The organism is Nonomuraea sp. ATR24 (assembly GCF_041950485.1).
Taxonomy (GTDB): domain Bacteria; phylum Actinomycetota; class Actinomycetes; order Streptosporangiales; family Streptosporangiaceae; genus Nonomuraea; species Nonomuraea ceibae.
In genome coordinates this window covers 80,634-99,508 of record NZ_JBGNUU010000001.1, presented here as the reverse complement: position 1 = coordinate 99,508, position 18,875 = coordinate 80,634, and the positions used below count along the sequence as shown (strand labels likewise).

The 18,875-nt window shown below is 72.8% G+C and carries 18 protein-coding genes; 9 read left to right on the top strand and 9 right to left on the bottom strand.

Annotation, left to right across the window (positions count from 1 at the left end; all coding sequences use genetic code 11):
- Window positions 1-233: 233 nt before the first annotated feature.
- The 5 genes from ACBI99_RS00455 to ACBI99_RS00435 form a co-directional block, all read right to left on the bottom strand.
- The gene (locus tag ACBI99_RS00455; RefSeq protein ID WP_375071404.1) at window positions 234-1,292 is read right to left on the bottom strand and encodes a hypothetical protein; all 1,059 of its coding nucleotides are present in this window, start codon (window positions 1,290-1,292) and stop codon (window positions 234-236) included.
- Window positions 1,293-1,405: 113 nt separating this feature from the next.
- Window positions 1,406-3,997 carry a Tex family protein gene (locus ACBI99_RS00450; protein ID WP_375071403.1) on the bottom strand — a complete coding sequence of 864 codons (2,592 nt, stop codon included), beginning with the start codon at window positions 3,995-3,997 and terminating at the stop codon, window positions 1,406-1,408.
- A gap of 27 nt (window positions 3,998-4,024) precedes the next feature.
- Complete coding sequence (locus ACBI99_RS00445) at window positions 4,025-4,174, bottom strand: hypothetical protein (protein WP_219510218.1); 150 nt, start codon at window positions 4,172-4,174, stop codon at window positions 4,025-4,027.
- 39 nt (window positions 4,175-4,213) lie between these two features.
- Window positions 4,214-4,438 carry a hypothetical protein gene (locus ACBI99_RS00440; RefSeq protein WP_219510217.1) on the bottom strand — a complete coding sequence of 75 codons (225 nt, stop codon included), beginning with the start codon at window positions 4,436-4,438 and terminating at the stop codon, window positions 4,214-4,216.
- A complete protein-coding gene (locus tag ACBI99_RS00435; RefSeq protein WP_357585643.1) occupies window positions 4,431-4,886 on the bottom strand; it encodes an RpiB/LacA/LacB family sugar-phosphate isomerase in 456 nt (151 codons plus the stop codon). Before ACBI99_RS00435 ends, ACBI99_RS00440 begins: the two co-directional genes overlap by 8 nt.
- Before the next feature lie 122 nt (window positions 4,887-5,008).
- Here ACBI99_RS00435 and ACBI99_RS00430 point away from each other — a divergent pair, with 122 nt between their 5' ends.
- Genes ACBI99_RS00430 through ACBI99_RS00400 form a run of 7 tightly spaced genes read left to right on the top strand, consistent with a single transcriptional unit; the run spans window position 5,009 to window position 12,746 of the window.
- A complete protein-coding gene (locus ACBI99_RS00430) occupies window positions 5,009-6,082 on the top strand; it encodes a DUF917 domain-containing protein (protein WP_219510216.1) in 1,074 nt (357 codons plus the stop codon).
- Complete coding sequence (locus ACBI99_RS00425; RefSeq protein ID WP_375071402.1) at window positions 6,075-7,622, top strand: hydantoinase/oxoprolinase N-terminal domain-containing protein; 1,548 nt, start codon at window positions 6,075-6,077, stop codon at window positions 7,620-7,622. Before ACBI99_RS00430 ends, ACBI99_RS00425 begins: the two co-directional genes overlap by 8 nt.
- A gap of 18 nt (window positions 7,623-7,640) precedes the next feature.
- The gene (locus tag ACBI99_RS00420) at window positions 7,641-9,278 is read left to right on the top strand and encodes an ABC transporter substrate-binding protein (protein ID WP_219510214.1); all 1,638 of its coding nucleotides are present in this window, start codon (window positions 7,641-7,643) and stop codon (window positions 9,276-9,278) included.
- Window positions 9,279-9,281: 3 nt separating this feature from the next.
- A complete protein-coding gene (locus ACBI99_RS00415; protein WP_357585648.1) occupies window positions 9,282-10,298 on the top strand; it encodes an ABC transporter permease in 1,017 nt (338 codons plus the stop codon).
- Window positions 10,295-11,140 carry an ABC transporter permease gene (locus ACBI99_RS00410; RefSeq protein WP_219510212.1) on the top strand — a complete coding sequence of 282 codons (846 nt, stop codon included), beginning with the start codon at window positions 10,295-10,297 and terminating at the stop codon, window positions 11,138-11,140. The genes ACBI99_RS00415 and ACBI99_RS00410 overlap by 4 nt, the downstream gene beginning before the upstream one ends.
- Window positions 11,137-11,874: an ATP-binding cassette domain-containing protein gene (locus ACBI99_RS00405; protein WP_375071401.1), complete on the top strand. Its 738-nt coding sequence runs from the start codon at window positions 11,137-11,139 to the stop codon at window positions 11,872-11,874. Before ACBI99_RS00410 ends, ACBI99_RS00405 begins: the two co-directional genes overlap by 4 nt.
- On the top strand, window positions 11,871-12,746 hold the full coding sequence (locus tag ACBI99_RS00400) for an ABC transporter ATP-binding protein (RefSeq protein ID WP_219510210.1): 876 nt from the start codon (window positions 11,871-11,873) through the stop codon (window positions 12,744-12,746). Before ACBI99_RS00405 ends, ACBI99_RS00400 begins: the two co-directional genes overlap by 4 nt.
- A gap of 32 nt (window positions 12,747-12,778) precedes the next feature.
- On the opposite strand, the gene ACBI99_RS00395 is transcribed toward ACBI99_RS00400, so the two are convergent.
- On the bottom strand, window positions 12,779-13,135 hold the full coding sequence (locus ACBI99_RS00395) for a DUF742 domain-containing protein (protein ID WP_219510209.1): 357 nt from the start codon (window positions 13,133-13,135) through the stop codon (window positions 12,779-12,781).
- A complete protein-coding gene (locus ACBI99_RS00390) occupies window positions 13,128-15,026 on the bottom strand; it encodes a nitrate- and nitrite sensing domain-containing protein (protein WP_357585654.1) in 1,899 nt (632 codons plus the stop codon). Before ACBI99_RS00390 ends, ACBI99_RS00395 begins: the two co-directional genes overlap by 8 nt.
- A 162-nt stretch (window positions 15,027-15,188) precedes the next feature.
- Here ACBI99_RS00390 and ACBI99_RS00385 point away from each other — a divergent pair, with 162 nt between their 5' ends.
- Entirely contained in the window at window positions 15,189-16,751 is a 1,563-nt protein-coding gene (locus ACBI99_RS00385) for an ABC transporter substrate-binding protein (RefSeq protein ID WP_375071400.1), read from the top strand.
- On the opposite strand, the gene ACBI99_RS00380 is transcribed toward ACBI99_RS00385, so the two are convergent.
- A complete protein-coding gene (locus ACBI99_RS00380; RefSeq protein WP_219510205.1) occupies window positions 16,727-16,891 on the bottom strand; it encodes a hypothetical protein in 165 nt (54 codons plus the stop codon). The two genes, ACBI99_RS00385 and ACBI99_RS00380, sit on opposite strands and share 25 nt — an antisense overlap.
- Before the next feature lie 20 nt (window positions 16,892-16,911).
- Here ACBI99_RS00380 and ACBI99_RS00375 point away from each other — a divergent pair, with 20 nt between their 5' ends.
- On the top strand, window positions 16,912-17,556 hold the full coding sequence (locus ACBI99_RS00375) for a hypothetical protein (protein WP_219510251.1): 645 nt from the start codon (window positions 16,912-16,914) through the stop codon (window positions 17,554-17,556).
- Here ACBI99_RS00375 and ACBI99_RS00370 read toward each other — a convergent pair.
- Window positions 17,510-18,850: an NAD(P)/FAD-dependent oxidoreductase gene (locus ACBI99_RS00370; protein WP_219510204.1), complete on the bottom strand. Its 1,341-nt coding sequence runs from the start codon at window positions 18,848-18,850 to the stop codon at window positions 17,510-17,512. The two genes, ACBI99_RS00375 and ACBI99_RS00370, sit on opposite strands and share 47 nt — an antisense overlap.
- Window positions 18,851-18,875: the final 25 nt, after the last annotated feature.

The following is an 18,875-nucleotide window of genomic DNA, read 5'->3' as shown; positions in this document are numbered from 1 at the left end:
CTCCGGGGCGAGTGGGCGTCCAGTGGGGACTCCGTCCCGCCGGGGGAGGGCGTCCGGTCGGATCGGTTCTCCGCCCCTCCGGGGGAGGGGTGTCCGGGAGGGCCCGGCCCTCCGTCCCTCCGGGGGAGAGGGGTCGGTCGTTCGCCTTCGTCCGGTGGGGTGGGGTGGGTCGGTTCTTCCCTTCCGGAGGGGAGTGTCCGTTTCCGGGCAGGTGTCCGAGGGAAGGGCGGGGCTCAGGGGTGGTGTTGCTGGGCGATGCGCTTGCCGAGGCTCGCGAGGGAGTCGTCGGCCATGAGCGCCGGCAGGTGCGGGGCGTCCTCGTCGATGCGGCGCAGGATCTCCGGGTGGTCGCCGTGGTGGCGGGTCCAGGCGCGGACGACGTCGGGCATCGCCGCGACGGCCGCGTCCGACAGGATCGCCTCACGGGGAAGCCATGAGGTGAGGAACCGCGTCACCCTGGCCGGGCTCCACCACAACGGCCGATCCCCCAGGAACTCGACGAGCTTCTCGAACGCCTCCCGAGCCCCGGGCAGGTCCGGAAGATCGTGGAATCGGGTGATCAGGTCGTCGGCCGGGTGGCGTACCGGGTCGGGGACGGCGCGGGCGCGTGACAGCGCGAGCGGGCGGACGGCGGGCAGCGTCTCCGCGACCTCCGCCCCCAGCACCAGGTCCGTCACCTCGAACGCGTCGAGGATCCGCCCGGCCACGACCCCCGGATCGGTGGGGACGAGGTCGAGGTCGTCGAGGAACTTCGGCTCCTCCACGACCGCGTCGACGGCCAGCCCGCCGTGCACCTGGTCGATGGCCACCACGAGCAGGTGCGGCTCCTTGCCGTCGGCGTAGCGGAAGGCGAGCGCGGCCAGGGTCTGCTCGCCGTAGCGATCTGCCGGGCCGTACCATGCGCCGTCGCAGGTGACCTGCCCCATCCGCGCCACCCAGCCGGCCAGCGACCCCGTCGCCTCGACCCCGGCCTGCCGGTACGGCGCGAAGACGGAGGTGCCGGCGGGGGAGTCAGTGGGGGTGTCGTCGCCGTCTGTGGTCTCGCCTTCGGCGGTGTCCGGTGGCGGTGCGGTGGCCTCGTCCTCGGTGGGGTGGAGGGCCGCCAGGGCGGCGAGGGCGAGGCGGGCTTCGGTGCGGTCGTCGCGTACGAGCTGGGCGAGGAGCCCGTCGTCCCCGGCCGCCTCCAGGTCGGCGGTGAGCCGGGCCGCCCACAACTCGGTGCGCAGCGGCGAACGCCACCTGAGCAGGTCGCGAGCCTGGTTGATCGTGGTGTCGAACGCTGTGGTGCTCACCCCTCGACCGTATCGCCCCGCACCTCCACGACAGGGCGTACGGCCTTCCGCTGAGGGCGATCATCCCGGGAGCCCGCCGTTCCGAGCCGGTGGAGGAACGGCGGGCCCTGGGGTCAGCGGGTGGTGTCGCCGCCGAGGCCGGCCTTGCGGAGGGCTTCGGCCATGGCGCCCATCGGCTGCGGGCGGTCCTGGCGGCGCTGGCCGCCACGGTTGCCGTCGCCGCGACCGCGCTGTCCGTCACGTCCGCGCTGCCCGCCGTCGCCGCGACCGTCGCCGCGACCGTTGCCGCCCCGGCCGCCGTCGCCACGGGCACCGTCACCACGGGCACTGTCGCCCCGGCCGCCGTTGTTGCCTCGGCCGCCGCGGTTGCCGTCACCGCGCTGGCCGTCGCCGCCGCGGCCACGCTGGGCGCCGTCGCCCCGGCCGCGGGAGCGGCCTTCCCCGCGACCGCCGGTGCCGTTGCCGCCACCGGCCGCGCCGTTGCCGTTGCCGGAGGCGGTGGCTGTGGCGTCGGCGTCGGAGCGGCGGCCGTTGCGGCGGCCGTCGGCGCCGGTGGCCGTGGGGAGCTCGTCGTCGAGGCGGAGGGTCAGGCTGATGCGCTTGCGCGGGATGTCGACGTCGAGGACCTTGACGCGGACGATGTCGCCCGGCTTGGCCACCTCGCGGGGATCCTTCACGAAATTGTGGGACATGGCCGAGACGTGGACCAGCCCGTCCTGGTGGACGCCGACGTCCACGAACGCGCCGAACGCCGCGACGTTCGTGACCACGCCCTCCAGGATCATGCCCGGCTCCAGGTCGGACAGCTTCTCCACGCCCTCCTTGAACGTCGCCGTCTTGAAGGCCGGACGCGGGTCGCGGCCGGGCTTCTCCAGCTCGCGCAGGATGTCGGTGACGGTCGGGAGGCCGAAGGTGTCGTCGGTGAACTCCTCGGGCTTCAGCGCCTGCAGCGCCGACGTGTTGCCGATCAGCGACTTGAGGTCGGCGCCCGCCGAGCTGAGGATGCGCCGGACCACCGGGTAGGCCTCGGGGTGCACGCTGGAGGCGTCGAGCGGGTCGTCGCCGTCGGGGATGCGCAGGAAGCCCGCGCACTGCTCGAACGCCTTGGGGCCGAGCCGGGCGACGTCCTTGAGCGCGGTGCGGGTCTTGAACGGCCCGTTGGCGTCGCGGTGGCGCACGATGCTCTCGGCCAGCGTGGCGCCGATGCCCGACACGCGGGTGAGCAGCGGGGCCGAGGCGGTGTTGACGTCGACGCCGACCGCGTTGACACAGTCTTCGACGACGGCGTCGAGCGACCGGGACAGCTTGGTCTCGGCCAGGTCGTGCTGATACTGGCCGACGCCGATCGACTTGGGGTCGATCTTGACCAGCTCGGCGAGCGGGTCCTGCAGCCGGCGGGCGATGGAGACCGCGCCGCGCAGCGACACGTCGAGCTCGGGCAGCTCCTGCGAGGCGTAGGCGGAGGCGGAGTAGACGGACGCGCCCGCCTCCGACACCACGATCTTGGTGACCGACGGCATGAGCTTGACCAGCTCGCCCGCCAGCTTGTCGGTCTCGCGGGAGGCGGTGCCGTTGCCGATGGCGATCAGCTCGACGCCGTGCTTCTGCACCAGAGCGCCGAGCACGGCCAGCGACTGGTCCCACTGCTTCTTCGGCTCGTGCGGGTAGATGGTGGTGGTCTCGACGACCTTGCCGGTGGCGTCGACCACGGCCACCTTGACGCCGGTGCGCAGGCCCGGGTCGAGGCCCATCGTGGCGCGGGTGCCGGCCGGGGCGGCCAGCAGCAGGTCGCGCAGGTTGGCGGCGAACACGCGCACGGCCTCGTCCTCGGCCGCCTGCCAGAGCCGCATGCGCAGGTCGATGCCCAGGTGGACGAGGATGCGGGTGCGCCAGGCCCAGCGGACGGTCTCGGTCAGCCACTTGTCGGCCGGGCGGCCCCGGTCGGCGATGCCGAAGTGGCCGGCGATGCGCAGCTCGTAGGCGGCGGTCTCCTCGGGCTCCAGCGTGACCGTGAGCACTTCTTCCTTCTCGCCCCGGAACATCGCCAGGATCCGGTGCGAGGGCAGCTTGGTGAACGGCTCGCCGAACTCGAAGTAGTCGGAGAACTTGGCCCCCGCCTCCTCCTGCCCCTCGCGCACCTTGGAGACCAGCCGGCCGCGGCTCCACAGCTGCTCGCGCAGGCCGCCGATGAGGTCGGCGTCCTCGGCGAAGCGCTCGATCAGGATCGCCCTGGCGCCTTCGAGCGCAGCCGCGGCGTCGGCGACGCCCTCGGTGACGAACGACTCCGCGAGCTGGGCCGGGTCGAGCGCCGGGTCGCCCAGCAGCTTGTCGGCCAGCGGCTCCAGCCCGAGCTCGCGGGCGATCTGGGCCTTGGTGCGCCGCTTGGGCTTGTAGGGGAGGTAGATGTCCTCCAGGCGGGCCTTGGTCTCGGCCGCCATGACCTGGGCGCGCAGGTCGTCGTCGAGCTTGCCCTGAGACTCGATCGACTCCAGGATCGCCGTCCTGCGCTCTTCGAGCTCGCGCAGGTAGCGCAGCCGCTCTTCGAGCGTGCGCAGCTGGGCGTCGTCGAGGGCGCCCGTGGCCTCCTTGCGGTATCGCGCGATGAACGGCACGGTCGCGCCGCCGTCGAGCAGCTCGATCGCCGCCCGCACCTGCCCCTCGCGCGCGCCGAGCTCTTCCGCGATCCGCTGGTGAATAGAGAGCACTTGCCTGCCTTTCGATGGTCCCGCCGGTCAATTGTGCAGGACGACGCCGTCTTCCATGACCAGGGTGCGCCGAGGGTGAACGGCCGCCTCCCTACCGGGCCGCAGGTCGCGGGGCGGGTCGGCGGCCGGCCCGCCGAGCACCCGCGGGCGGCCGTCGCGCAGGAGGACGTCCGTCATGCCTGCACCCTAAAGCGCCGCACCGACGATTCGGCGCGGTCAGGCGGGGCGGCCGGCGAAGAGTTCGAGGTGGAAGCAGCGGGGGCAACGGTAGGCGTCGATCTCCCACCTCGGGCGGCCGGACAGCTTGGCCCCGCCGAAGACGCCGCGCTCCAGAGCGCCTTCCACCCAGTTGGCGAAGCCCTGGGAGTACTGCCCGCTGTCCATGACGAAGCCTGTCTGCAGCCCTGTCGCGCCGCAGTGGGTGCACCGGAAGTCAGCCATTGCCCGACGATATCGGGATCTCGGAGAGATGAGAGATGTTCGCCTGATCGACGGCATCGGTGCTCGGCCTGCTCGCGAACCAGGCGTCGAGGATCTCGTCGAGCACCACGGCGGAGGTGAGGCGGAGGCTGAGGGCGAGCACGTTGGCGTCGTTCCAGGTGCGGGCGCCGCCCGCGGTGTAGGCGTCGGCGCAGAGGGCGGCGCGGACGCCGGGCACCTTGTTGGCCGCGATCGACGCGCCGGTGCCGGTCCAGCAGCACACGACCGCCTGGTCGGCGCGGCCCTCGGCGACGTCGCGGGCCGCCGCCTCGCAGGCCCAGGCCCAGTCGGCGCGCTCGCCGTGGTTGAGCGCGCCGTGCGGGACGACCTCGTGACCGCGCTCGCGCAGCGCCGTCACCACTCGCTCGGCGATCCCGTCGAGGCTGTCGGCGGCCACCGCGATCCGCATGGCGCTCCTTCCGGGGGTCCAGTTTCAGGCAACGTGTTCAGCTCTATCAGACAACGGAATCAGCGACGAGAGGAGTAACCGGCTGGCGCGATCACCCCGTATGTGCTTGGTTGTGTCGCCATATGGACATCGTTGAAGATGATATTTCCGCTCTTGCGCGGGGATGTGCGGTCCTGGGCACCGGTGGCGGCGGTGACGTGCGGACCGGGGCGCTGGCCGCGCGGCGGGCCATCAGGACGTACGGCCCCGTCCCGCTGGTACGGCTCGCCGAGCTGCCGGAGGACGCGCTGATCGTCCCGCTGTCGGGCATCGGCGCGCCGACCGTCAGCCACGAGATGATCCACGGCGAGGACGAGCCCAGGCGCATCGCCGAGGAGGTTGAGCGGATCTTCGGCCGCCCGCCGGCGGCGGTGATGTCGTCCGAGATCGGCGGCGCGAACGGGGTCGCCCCCGTGGCGTGGGCGGCGCAGCTCGGCCTGCCGCTGCTCGACGCCGACGGGATGGGCCGGGCGTTCCCCGAGGTCCAGATGGTGTCCATGTACGTGGCGGGGCTGCCGGCCGACCTGGTGGTCATGGCGGACGTCGCGGGCAACGTGGTGACGATCCGCCCGGTGGACGGATTGTGGTCGGAGCGGCTGGCGCGGGCGGTGTGCGTGGCCGCCGGGTCGCACGCGCTGATGGCCGACTACGTGATCACCGCCGGGCGGGCGCGCGGGGCGGTGATCGAGGGCACGGTGACGCGGGCGCTGGAGATCGGCCGGGCCACCGAGGGCGCCGCGGACCCGCTGGAGGCGCTGCGGAGCGAGCTGGGCGCGGTCCGGCTGATCACCGGCAAGCTCACCGACGTCGAGCGGCGCACCAGCGGCGGGTTCGTCAGGGGCACGGCCACGATCGAGGGCACCGGCGGCGACCGGGGCCGCACGCTCACGCTGGAGCTGCAGAACGAGAACCTGGTGGCGGTCGAGGACGGCCGGGTCAGGGCCATGGTGCCGGACCTGATCACGGTGGCCGACACCGAGACGGCCGCCGCCGTGCAGACCGAGGGCCTGCGTTACGGCCAGCGCGTGGCGGTGCTCGCCTGGCCGTGCGACCCGCTGTGGCGCACCCCCAGGGGGCTGGAGACGGCCGGGCCCCGGGCGTTCGGCCACGACCTGGAGTACGTGCCCGTCGAAGAGCTGGAGACGCGGCATGGCTGACTTGCGTGTCGGGGTCGACGTCGGCGGCACGAACACCGACGCCGTCGTGCTGGACGGCTCCGACCGGGTGATCGCCAAGGCCAAGCGGCCCACGAGCCGGGACGTGACCGAGGGCCTGCGCGCCGCCCTGGACGCCGTGCTCGCCGGGCTGGACCCGTACGCGAGGAAGCGGATCGGCCGGGTCATGCTGGGCACCACGCACGCCACGAACGCGATCCTGGAGCGTCGTGACCTGGGCCGGGTGGCCGTGCTGCGGCTGGGGGCGCCCGCGACCACGTCGGTGCCTCCGCTGTCGGACTGGCCGGGTGAGCTGCGCGAGGTCGTGTCGGCGGGCGAGGCGGTGGTGCCGGGCGGGCACTACGTGGACGGCCGGGAGATCGGGCGGCTGGACCTGGACGCGATCCGGCGGTTCCTGGACGGGACGGACGCCGACGCGGTGGCGGTCACCGGGGTGTTCAGCCCGTCGAGCGCCGGGCACGAGCTGGCCGTGCGGGAGCTGGTCCAGGCCGAGTACGGGCTGCCGGTGTCGGCGAGCCACGAGATCGGCTCGCTGGGGCTGCTGGAGCGCGAGAACGCGACCGTGCTGAACGCGGCGCTGTACCGGGTGGCCGCGCAGGTGACCGGGGCGCTCACCGCGACGCTGGCCGAGCGCGGCCTGGACGCGCTGCCGTACCTGGCGCAGAACGACGGCACGCTGATGACGGTCGAGCAGGCGGCGCGGCTGCCGGTGTCGACCATCGGGTCCGGGCCGGCCAACTCGCTGCGCGGGGCCGCGTTCCTGTCGGGGGTGCCGGACGCGATCGTGGCGGACGTGGGCGGCACGTCGACGGACCTCGGGGTGCTGGCCGGCGGGTTCCCGCGCGAGTCGGCGGCGGCCGTGGAGATCGGCGGCGTGCTCACCAACTTCCGCATGCCGGACATCCTGGCGATCGCGCTCGGCGGCGGGACGGTGGTGCGCGGCCGGGCCGTGGGGCCGGACTCGGTCGGCTACCGGATCGCCGAGGAGGCGCTGGTGTTCGGCGGCCGGACCCCGACGCTCACGGACGCCGCCGTGGCCGCGGGCCGCCTGCCCGAGGGCTCGGCGGGCTGGGCGGACCGGCTGGCGGCGTCCGGCGCCGATCTCGCGGAGCTGCGCGCCGCGCTCGCACTCGCCGACGCGGCGGCCGCGGACGCGGTCGACCGGATGGCGCTCGGCCGGGCGGGCCGGCCGCTGGTCGTCGTCGGGGGCGGCGCGTTCCTGCTGCCCGCCGACCTCCCGGGCGTGAGCCGGGTGATCAGGCCCGAGCACGCCGAGGTCGCCAACGCCGTCGGCGCCGCCATCGCCCTGGCGAGCGGCAGAGTCGATACGATCATGCCTGCGCACGAAAGCCGGGCAGAGGCTATCGAAAGGGTTAAAGAGGAGGCGGCTGCCCGAGCCGTCGCCGCGGGCGCGGATCCGGCCGGGGTCGAGATCGTCGACCTGCTGGAGGTGCCGCTGAGCTACCTCGCCGAACCCGCCGTGCGCGTACACGTCAAAGCCGCCGGACCCCTCGCGCGGTGACAGAGAAAGGATCCCCCCATGCGCTGGCACAAGCGCCTGCTGGTCGCCGGAGTCGTCGGAATCCTGTCCCTGGCCGCGTCCGCGTGCGCGGGCGGCCAGGTGCGCGGCGCCGGGGGCACCCCGCAGCCGACGGCGGATGACGGCACGGGCGCCCCGACGGCGGCCCAGGCCGAGCCGGGCGGCAAGGAGAACGACGCCACGTTCGTCTACGCGCCGAACCTGGACGTGGTGACCGACTGGGACCCGGCGTCCTCGTACTCCAACGAGATCATCGCCATGTCCAACATCTACGAGGGCCTGACCCGCTACAACGCCGAGACGAAGAAGCCGGAGCCGCGTCTGGCCACCGAGTGGTCGTCGGCGGACGACGGCAAGCAGTGGACGTTCAAGCTGCGCCAGGGCGTGAAGTTCCACACCGGCGCGCCCATGGACGCCGAGGCGGCCAAGAAGGCCATCGAGCGCACGATCAAGAAGAACGCGGGCGCGGCCTACATCTGGGGGGCCGTCGACACGATCGAGGCGCCGGACGCCTCGACGCTGAAGTTCTCGCTCAAGTACGCGGCGCCGCTCGACCTGGTGGCCTCCTCCGGCTACGCGGCCTACATCTACGACACCGAGGCCGTGGACGCGGTCGCCGACGGCAAGAGCGACGCCGGGACCGGCCCGTACACGATCGACAGCTGGAGGAAGGGCCAGGAGACCGAGCTGACGCTGAAGGCGTTCGAGGACTACTGGGGCGGCTGGAAGCCCGAGCAGTACAAGAAGGTGGCCTTCCGGGTGACGCCGGAGATCACCACGGCCTGGCAGCTGCTCAAGCGGGGCGAGGTGAACTTCGTCCAGCGGCTCAACCCGCAGCTCTTCCAGCAGGCCGGGTCCACCGAGGGCGTGCAGGCGTCGCAGACGCCGTCGTTCCAGAACCTGCTGGTGCTGTTCAACACCGAGAGCGGGCCGACCAAGGACGTGCGGGTGCGGCAGGCGCTGCAGTACGCCATCGACTACGACGGCCTGGTGTCGGCGCTGAAGGGCTCCGGGCAGAAGGCGAGCGGGCTGGTGCCGCCGGGGCTGCTCGGCCACGTGTTCGGCATGGAGCCGGTGCACGACCTGTCCATGGCGCAGGAGCTGATGACGTCCGCCGGGTACGGGCCCGACAACCCCGAGCTCAAGCTGACCATGACCTACGCGCAGGGCGACGACGACCAGAAGCTGTTCGTGACGCTGCTCAGCTCGGCGCTGAAGAAGCTGAACGTGACCCTCCAGGCGCGGCCGATGGCCTGGAACGCGCAGTGGGACCTGGGCAAGAAGAAGGGCCAGGACGTGTTCGTCATGTACTGGTACCCGGACTACGCCGACCCGTACTCGTGGTTCCTCAACGTGTTCAGGAGCTCGGACAAGCCGGAGTTCAACCTGTCGTACCTGAAGGACGCCGGGATCGACGCGGCGATCGACGGGCTGCCGCGGCTCACGGCCACCGACCCGTTCGCCGCCGAGATGGCCTACGACAAGCTGCAGAAGCAGATCGTCAACGACAAGGCGGCGGTGGCCGTGCCGTACGTGCAGACCTACCAGCGGGCGCTGACGGCGGGCGTGCAGGGGTACAAGGACAACCCGGCCTATCCGAACGTGGTCTTCTTCTACGACCTGAAGCCCGCGGCCTGAGCCGTGGCCCGCTACCTGATCCGCCGGCTCGGCCAGGCGCTCCTGGTCGTGGCCGGCGTGATCGTGCTCACGTTCGTCATCATGCGGCTGGTGCCGGGCGATCCGGCGGTGGCGTACGCGGGGCCGAAGGCGACGCCGGAGCAGCTCGCGCAGGCGCGCGAGCGGTTCGGGCTGGACGAGCCGGTCTGGGTGCAGCTCGGGGCCTACGTCCGGGACCTGGTGACGGGCGACTGGGGCACCAGCCTGCGGACCCGGCAGCCGGTGCTGGACGACCTGGCGCTGGCGTTCCCGGCGAGCCTGGAGCTGGTGGGGGCCGCGCTGTTACTGGCCATCGCGGTGGGCGTCCCGGTCGGGGTGCTCGCCGCCCGCTACAAGACGAGATTTCCGGACCTGGGGGTGCGGGTGGCGAGCATGCTCGCCGTCTCCGTCCCCGTCTTCTGGCTTGCCCTCGCCCTCCAGACCGTCTTCGCCAGCAACCTCGGCTGGTTCCCCGTCGCCGGCGAGTACGACGACAGCCTCAACACGACCAGCCCGCTCACCCTCTGGACCAACATCACGATCGTGGACGCGCTCATCACCGGCAACTGGCCGATCTTCACCAGCACCCTGCGCCACCTGGTGCTGCCCGCGCTCGTCGTGGCCGCCTATCCGGCCGGCGTGATCGCCCAGATGGTCCGCGCCACGCTGATCGAGGAGGCGAGCCAGGACCACGCCCGGCTGGAACGCGCGCTCGGCTTCCGCGAGACGTCCATCCTGACCCGGTTCGCGCTGCGGCCCGCGCTCAACCCGGTGCTGTCGCTGATCGCGCTCGTGTTCGCCTACGCGATCGTGAACGGGTTCCTGGTCGAGGCCGTCTTCAACTGGCCGGGCCTGGGCCGCTACGCGGTCGACTCGATCTTCTCCGGCGACACGCCGGCCATCGCGGGCGTCACGCTGCTCGTGGCGCTCGTCTACGTGCTGGCCAACCTGGTCGTCGACCTCCTCCAGGGCGTCGTCGACCCGAGGGCGAGGGCCCGGTGACCGCGCTCGTGACCCGCCGCGCCCTGCCCGGCTCCGTCGACAGGCTCGCCCTCGCGGGCGCGGCGCTCATCGTGCTCGTGGTGCTCGCCGCCCTGCTGGCGCCGTGGATCGCGCCGTACCCGGCCGACGAGGTCGATCCGGTCAACGCCCTGCTGCCGCCGTCGGGCGCGCACTGGTTCGGCACCGACCAGGTCGGCCGCGACGTGCTCACCCGGGTGCTGTACGGAGGCCGCACGTCGCTGTCGATCGCCGTGGCCGTGCTGGCGGTGTCGGCGGCCGTGGGCGTCACGCTGGGCGTGGTCGCCGGGTACGCGGGCGGCTGGGTGCGCGACGTGATCATGCGGGTCACCGACGTGTTCCTGGCCTTCCCGGCGCTGCTGCTGTCGCTGACCCTGGCCGTGGTGCTCCAGCCGAGCGTGACCACGGTCGTCGTGGCCATCGCCGTCACCTGGTGGCCCTGGTACGCGCGGCTGTCGGCCGCCACGGCCGCCTCCATCGCCAACCGCCCGTACGTGGACGCCGCCCGCTGCCTGGGCGTCCCCGCGCCGCTGGTCGTCGTCAGGCACGTGCTGCCCAACTCGCTCACGCCCGTCCTGGTCCAGCTCTCGCTCGACGCGGGCGGGGTGATCCTCACCGCGGCCGCGCTGTCGTACCTGGGGCTGGGCGCGCAGGAGCCGGTCGCCGAGTGGGGGCTGATGGTGCAGCAGGGCCAGACGCTGTTCACCACGAACTGGTGGGTCGTCACCTTCCCCGGGCTGGCGATCCTGGTGACGGCGTTCGCGTTCAACGTGCTGGGCGAGGGGCTGCGCGGCGCGCTCGACCCGCGGAGGATCGTGAAGTGATCGAGGTGCGCGACCTTCAGGTCGCCTACGGCGGGCGGGTCGTCGCCCGGGTGCCCGAGCTGGACCTGCGCGCGGGCGAGTGCGTGGCGGTCGTGGGGGAGAGCGGGTCGGGCAAGTCGACCACGCTGCTGTCGCTGCTCGGCCTCACCGAGGGAGCCGACGTCTCCGGCCACGTCAGGGTGTGCGGCGTGGACGTGCTGACGGCCACGCCGCGCGAGCTGCGCGCGATCAGGGGCGCCCGCGTGGCCCTGGTCATGCAGTCGCCGCAGGCCGCGCTCAGCCCCACCACCCGGCTGGGCGTCCTCATGCGGCGCGCGCTCCGCCTGCACGGGCTGCCGTCGGGCGAGCGCGTCCTGGCCGAGGCCGCCGAGGCGGTCATGCTCGACCCCGGCATCCTGCGCCGCTATCCGCACGAGATCTCCGGCGGCCAGGCGCAGCGGTTCGCGATCGCGCTGGCCATCGCGCTCGGCGCGGAGGCGATCCTGGCCGACGAGCCGACCAGCGCCCTGGACGTGACCGTGCAGGCCGAGGTGGTCGGCGTGCTGTGCCGGCTGCGCGAGGAACGCGGGCTGGCCCTGCTCCTCGTCTCGCACGACCTGGCCCTCGTCTCCACGATCGCCGACCGGGTGCTCGTGATGCGGGACGGCACGGTCGTGGAGAGCGGCCCCGCCGCCGAGGTGCTGTCGCGCCCGGCCCACCCCTACACCCGCGAGCTGCTGGAGGCCCTGCCGTGACCCTGCTGCGGGCGGAGGACGTGACGCTCGGCTACGGCCGCACCCCGGTCGTCCACGGCGTGACGCTGGACCTCGCCGAGGGCGGCACCGGCCTGATCGGCGAGAGCGGGTCCGGCAAGACCACGCTGGCGCGCGCCTTCCTCGGCCTCCTCACCCCCATGTCCGGAAATATCTGGTACGGCACGCAGAACCTCAGGAAAGCCGACCGGAAGGCGTTCCGGGCCGACGTCCAGCCCGTCTTCCAGGCCGAGTCGCTCGACCCCCGGATGCGCGTCGGCCGCTCGATAGCCGAGGCGCTGCCCAGGTCCGGCCGCCACCGCGTCCCCGAGCTGCTGGAACAGGTCGGCCTCGCGCCGGACCTGGCCACGCGCAGGCCGCACGAGCTCTCCGGCGGCCAGCGGCAGCGGGTGGTGATCGCCAGGGCGCTCGCCGTCCGGCCCCGGCTGCTCATCCTCGACGAGCCCACCAGCGCGCTGGACGTGACCGTCCAGGCCAGGATTCTCGACCTGCTCGCCGGGCTCGACACCGAACGGCTGCTCATCACGCACAACCTGGCCGTCGTGGAGCGGCTCTGCCGGACGTCGCACGTGCTGTTCGCGGGCCGGGTGGTGGAGTCGGGCCCGACGGCCGACCTGCTCGGCCGGCCCGCGCACCCGTACACGCTGGCCCTGCGCGACGCCGTGCCGAAGCTGGGCGGGCCGCCGCCGGTGGCGCGGGGGCGGGCGGAGGCCAGGCCGGCGCCGTCGGGCTGCCCGTTCCGGCTGCGCTGCCCGCTCGCGGCGCCGCAGTGCGAGCGGGCGCCTGAGCCGCGCGAGGTGGCCGGCCGGAGGGTCGCCTGCCACCGCGCGGAGGACGTGCTCGCGGGCTCCTGAGGAGCCCGGTCACCGGGCCTGCGAGGAGGGGATCACAGGGCCTTGAGGCCCGTGATCACCTCCAGGAGGACCGTGGCGTCCGGCGCCGGGGGCGGCGACTCGACCTGGACGAGCTGCTGTTCGTGCAGGTCGCCGACCAGCACCCGGACCACCCCGATGGGCAGGTTCAGCTCGGCCGCGACGTCCACCAGCCGGGTCGGCCGGGTGCACTTCTGCAGGATGATCAGGTGCTCGGGTCCAAGGCCGGACGGCGGCGCGAGGCCGCCGGAGGTGATGATGACCGCGATGAGGTCGATGGCCTCGCTCGCGGGCACGGTGCGGCCTCGGGTCAGCAGGTAGGCCGGGACGATCGGACCGGCGTCCTCGTCCAGCCAGCGCTCGTCAGTCACCCTGCACCACCCGCATCGGACGGGCCGGCTGCCGGATGGGCTCCTCCGGCTCGTCGGGAGGATCTGTCACATGCTCTGCCGGGATCAGCACGATGGCGGTGGTCCCTCCATATGGTGAACCGCGCAACGTCACGCGGATGTCATGCCTGGCGGCCAGGCGGGAAACGACGAAAAGACCGAGCCGCTCGCTGTCGGCCAGGTCGAACTCGGGCGGGCTGGCCAGCCGTTCGTTGAGGTCGGCCAGCTCCTCGGGGGTCAGGCCGACCCCGCGGTCCTCGACGTGCACGGCGAAGCCTCGGGCGGCCACCTCGCCGCGCACCACGACCGAGGTGTGCGGCGGCGAGTAGACGGTGGCGTTCTCGATGAGCTCGGCGATCAGGTGGATGACGTCGCCGACCACGGGCCCGGCCAGCCGCTGGGCGGGCATCGGCTCGACGACGACCCTCGGGTACTCCTCCACCTCGGCGGTGGCGCCGCGGACCACGTCGAGCAGCGGGACGGGCTTGCTCCAGCCCCGGCCCGGGGTGGCGCCCGACAGGATGATCAGGCCCTCGGCGTGGCGGCGCATGCGGGTCGTCAGGTGGTCCAGGCGGAACAGGTCGTCCAGCGCCTCCGGGTCGGTCGCCCGGTGCTGCATGCCCTCCAGCTGGATGCGCTGGCGGTGCAGCAGCGCCTGGCTGCGCCTGGCCAGGTTGCGGAAGACGTGGCCGACGCCGTCGCGGAGCTGCGCCTGGCCGACGGCGGCCTCGACGGCGGTCTGCTGGACGGTGGAGAACGCCTGGCCCACGTCGTCGATCTCGACGGTGGTGCTGGTCACCGACAGCTCGGGCACCTCCACCGCCTCCCCCCTGCGCAGTTTGGCCACGACCTCGGGCAGCCGCTCCCTGGCGACCTCCAGCGCCGCCTCGCGCAGCGTGCCCAGCTCGCGCGAGAGCCGGTTGCCCATCCGCAGCGAGAACGCGATCGACACGACGATCAGCAGCAGCGCGGTGCCGGCCAGCAGCAGCGCCCGGGTGAGGACCGAGTCGGCCACCGGCTCGGACCGGGCCGACAGCGCCATGCTGGCCTTGAGCTGGGCGTCCTGGAACGACTTGGCCAGCCCTTCGGTGGTGTCGAGCCAGCCGAGCGGCGAGCCGCCCGCGATGATCTGGTCCTCCATCAGCCGCATCCGCTGGTAGTCGGGCGAGGTGATGATGGACACCTGGGCCTCGCGCAGCGCGGGGTCCAGCTCGCCGAGCGCGTGGTCGAGCAGGAAGCGCCGGTTGCCGACGATCTGGGTGAAGACCCGGCGCTCGGCGAGCGTGGTCGGGCCCAGGGCGAGGGCCTGCTCGCGGGTGAGCAGCTCCTTGGCGTAGCCGAGGTCGATGACCACGCGCGCCTGCTCGTAGATCGGGATCTCCTTGATGAACCCCACCCGGCGGTGCAGCCCGAAGAGCGAGTCCATGATCGCGTTGTACGCCTCGACTGCGCGCAGGCGGTCGGCCAGGCCCGTGTCGATCTCGCCCCTGATGGCGTCGAGCCCGTCCAGTTCGGTGTACACCGCGTCCACCTGCTTGCGGATCGCCTCCGACGTGTCCCGGGACCGGCCCGAGAGCATCCTGAATTGCTGCCTTGCCTTGTCGCTGCGGGCGCGCTGCTGGGTGAGGGCCGAACGGTCGGCCGCCCTCCCGGCGCGCAGCAGCTTCACCGAGGCGAGGCGCTCACGCTGCAACTCGGTGCCGAGCTTGTAGGCGGGGTGACGCAGGTTGGTCCAGAGCGTGGTGTACTGGCGCAGCTCCAGGCTTTCGCCCGCGGTGACGACGGTGATGACGCCCCACAGCACCACCATCGAAGCGAGCGGAACCAGCAGCAGGCCGATGATCTTCATGCGGATCGTGCGGCTACGACCCATGACACCTCACTCCGGTCGGTCCCCTGCTGGCAACCCCGGACGGGACAAGCCATGAGAATAGCAATTCGATCTCCGGAATGCCCAATTTTTCGGCACTTTTGGACACTTGGCGTTGATCATGCAGTAGGTTTCGCCAGTAGATCGGTCACAGAGGGAGAAGCGTTGCGCCGTCGTCTCGCCGCGGTCGCCGCGCTGGTGATCACACTGGCGGCCTGCTCGGCTCAGGCGCCCGTCCCGAAGGCGTCACCGGGGGAGTCGGCGTTCGTCTACGTCGAGAACACCGGCGTGATCACGGAGTGGGACCCGTCCCGGTCCTACTCCAACGAGATCATCGCCATGCAGAACATCTACGAGACCCTCACCCTGTGGAACCCGGTCACCAAGAAGACCGGCCCCCGCCTGGCCACCTCGTGGCGCTCCTCCGCCGACGGCCGCACCTGGACGTTCACGCTGCGCCAGGGCGTCACCTTCCACACCGGCAGGCCGCTGGACGCCGCCGCGGTCAAGGCGTCGATCGAGCGCACCCGGCAGCTCAAGGCCGGGGCCCACTACATCTGGGACTCCGTCGCCTCCATCCGGGCCGACGACCCGGCCACGGTCACGTTCTCGCTGCGCTACCCGGTCCCGCTGGACGTCGTGGCCTCCTCCGCCTACGCGGCCTACGTCTACGACACCCAGGCGGCCGGCGACCTGACCGCCTGGTTCGGCGCCGGCCGCGACGCCGGGACCGGGCCGTACACGGTGGCCTCCTGGCGGCGGGGCCAGGAGGACGAGCTCACGCTGAGGTCGTACGACCGCTACTGGGGAGGCTGGGACCGGCCGCACTACCGCTCGGTCAAGTTCCGCGTGGTGCCCGAGCCCGAACGGGCCTTCCAGCTGCTGACGCGCGGCGAGGCGACGTTCGTGCACCGGCTCGCCCCGCGCCTGTACGCGCGGGCCGAGCGCACGCCCGGCCTGCGCACGGTCGAGCGGCCCTCGTTCCAGACGGCGATGATGCTCTTCAACACCGCGACCGGCCCCATGAAGGACGTGCGGGTACGGCGGGCCGTCCAGAAGGCCGTCGACTACGAGGGCGTCGTCAGGGCGTTGCGCGGCGCGGTCACGCCCGCCAGCGGCGTCGTGCCCGAAGGGCTCGTCGGCCACGTGCCCGGCCGGACGCCGCGGCAGGACCTCGCGGGCGCCACCAGGCTGCTGCGCCAGGCCGGCTACGGACCCGGCGGCAGGCCGCTGCGGCTGCTGCTCACCTACACCGAGGGCGACACCGACCAGCGGCTGCTGGCCCGCAGCCTGCGCACCACGCTCGCCCGGCTCGGCATCACGCTGCGGGTGCGCGCCCTGCCCTGGTCCCAGCAGTGGGAGCTGGGCAAGAAACGCGGCCAGGACATCCTCGTCATGTACTGGTGGCCCGACTACGCCGACGGCTACTCCTGGTTCGGCAACGTCTTCCGCAGCGCGAACCCGCCCGTCTTCAACCTGGCCTACCTCAACCACCCGGCGACCGACGCGCTGCTCGACTCGCTGCCCGAGCTCACCGTGACCGACAGGGCGACCGCCCAGCGGATGTTCGCCCGCGCCACCAAGCAGGTCCTCGACGACCAGGCCGCCGCGGCGATGCCGTGGGTGGTCAACTACCGCCGCGCCTACCTGGGCGGTGTGCAGGGCTACGACGACAACCCGGCCTACCCGGACGTCGTCTTCGTCTACGACCTGCGGCCCTCCGGCTGATCCCCGGCCCGCTCGCGCAGCCGCTGCCTGATCTCCTCCGGGGTGTAGGCGCGGCGCCGCCGCTCGGCCCGCGCGATCGCCACCCCGGTCGCGGCCACTCCCGCCATCCCGGCCAGCCCGAGTATCTTCCACCAGCGCATGTGCCTAGGCTAGCCGTGTGCTGACTCTCGACGAGGCCGTTGAGCTGACCAGGACCGGTGACCTGTGGGTCTTCCGCGGGCGCTCGGTGCCCGACCGGGCCATCCAGACGATGACCAACAGCCCGGTCAACCACGTGGGCATGGCGATCGTCATCGAGGACCTGCCGCCCATGATGTGGCACGCCGAGCTCGGCAGGTCGCTGCCCGACCTGTGGGCCGGCGGCCACCACCGGGGCGTGCAACTGCACGACCTGCGCGACGCCGTCACCGTCTGGGCCGCCCGCTACGGCCAGCGGGCCTGGCTGCGCCAGCTCGAACCGCAGGCCACCCGCGAGATGGAGGACGCGGCGCTGCGCGCGGTCGCCAGGCTCGACGGCACGCCGTTCCCCTCGACGGCCCGGCTGGCCGGGCGCTGGCTGCGCGGCCGCGTGCCCAAACTGCGCCGCCGCGAGCGCGAGCACACGCTGGAGCGCGCCTACTGCGCCGAGATCGTGGCCGTCACGTACGAGGAGATGGGGTTGCTGCCCGCGGGCCGGCGCCCCAACTGGTACGACCCCGGCCGGTTCTGGAGCGGCGACGACCTCGGGCTGCTCGGCGAGCACAAGCTCGGCAACGAGATCACCGTGGGGGTGCCCCTGCCCGCTCCCGGCTCTGGCCCCGCCTGATCGGCATGTGCTCCAGGTCGTCGAGCGTGCCCGGCGTGTCCTGGAGGAAGTCGAGCCTGATCAGGTCGTCGCCGGTGATCGCGTTCAGCAGCCAGTCGCCGCCGATGCGCAGCTTGGAACGGCCGGTGGGCGCCGTCAGCAGGTGATAGCCGCGCGTCACGAGCTGCGCGGGCGGGCCCGCCAGGTCGATCCCGAACGGCCTGGCCACCGCGTCCGCGCCGCCGAGGTCCACGACGAAGCCGATGTCGTGGTGCCGGTACTCGCGCAGCGGCCGCCCGCGCAGCGCCGCCACCACGTTGTACGCGGCCGTCGCCGCCTGCCGGTGGGCGTGCTGCGCCGTCGGGGCGCAGGGCAGGCCGGAGGCGCTGGTCAGGTCCGGCACCGCCGCCGCGTCACCCAGCCCGAACACGCCGCCGTGCCCCGGCACCACCAGGTCGGTGCCGACCACCAGCCGTCCCTTGACCGTCTCGGTGCCCAGGCTCGCCACCACCGGCCTCGGCGTCACCCCGGCGGTCCAGACGACCGTACGCGTGGGCAGCGTGGTGCCGTCGGTGAGCGCGGCCGACTCGCCCGTCAGCCGCTCCACCGTGACGCCCAGCCGCACGTCGATGCCGCGATGCCGCAGCAGCCGCATCGCGGCGGCGCCGAGCTGCTCGCCGAGCTCCGGCATCAGCTTGGGCGCGATGTCGATCAGCGTCCAGCGGACCAGCCCCGGGTCCAGGCCGGGGAAGCGGTGCAGCGCCTTGCGGGTGACGAGCTGGAGCGTCGCCGCCGTCTCGACGCCCGAGTAGCCGCCGCCCACCACCAGGAACCCGCACCGCGAGGCCCGCTCCTCGGCGTCGTGGGCGATCGCCGCCAGCTCCAGCTGGGCGATCACCTGGTCGCGCAGGTACACGGCCTCGGCCAGCGTCTTCATGCCGCGCGCGTGCTCGGACAGGCCCGGGATGTCGAACGTGCGCGTCTTGCTGCCCGGAGCCAGCACGATCACGTCGAACGGCACCCGCACGGTCTCCCCGCTGATCTTGAACACCTCGCACGTGCGGGAGTCGAGATCCACGTCCATCGCGACGCCCGGCAGCAGCTTGGCGTGACGCAGCTTGGTGTGCAGCGGCGCCACGATCGAGCGCGGCTGCAGCACCCCGGCGGCGACCTGGGGCAGCAGGGGCAGGTAGAGGCTGTAGTCCTTGGGCGTGATGAGGACGATCTCCGCCTCGCCTGGCCGCAGCCGCCGTTCGAGGAGCCTGGCACAGGCGAAGCCGCCGAATCCGCTGCCCACGATCGCGATACGTGTCACGTGAAAGGCCCTTCCGTGGACTGGG

What these genes read in the sequence shown, in the direction of transcription:
- ACBI99_RS00445 (WP_219510218.1), bottom strand. Translation starts at nt 4,174, where the DNA reads ATGACGGACGTCCTCCTGCGCGACGGCCGCCCGCGGGTGCTCGGCGGG.
- ACBI99_RS00440 (WP_219510217.1), bottom strand. Translation starts at nt 4,438, where the DNA reads ATGGCTGACTTCCGGTGCACCCACTGCGGCGCGACAGGGCTGCAGACA.
- ACBI99_RS00435 (WP_357585643.1), bottom strand. Translation starts at nt 4,886, where the DNA reads ATGCGGATCGCGGTGGCCGCCGACAGCCTCGACGGGATCGCCGAGCGA.
- ACBI99_RS00430 (WP_219510216.1), top strand. Translation starts at nt 5,009, where the DNA reads ATGGACATCGTTGAAGATGATATTTCCGCTCTTGCGCGGGGATGTGCG.
- ACBI99_RS00425 (WP_375071402.1), top strand. Translation starts at nt 6,075, where the DNA reads ATGGCTGACTTGCGTGTCGGGGTCGACGTCGGCGGCACGAACACCGAC.
- ACBI99_RS00420 (WP_219510214.1), top strand. Translation starts at nt 7,641, where the DNA reads ATGCGCTGGCACAAGCGCCTGCTGGTCGCCGGAGTCGTCGGAATCCTG.
- ACBI99_RS00390 (WP_357585654.1), bottom strand. Translation starts at nt 15,026, where the DNA reads ATGGGTCGTAGCCGCACGATCCGCATGAAGATCATCGGCCTGCTGCTG.
- ACBI99_RS00380 (WP_219510205.1), bottom strand. Translation starts at nt 16,891, where the DNA reads ATGCGCTGGTGGAAGATACTCGGGCTGGCCGGGATGGCGGGAGTGGCC.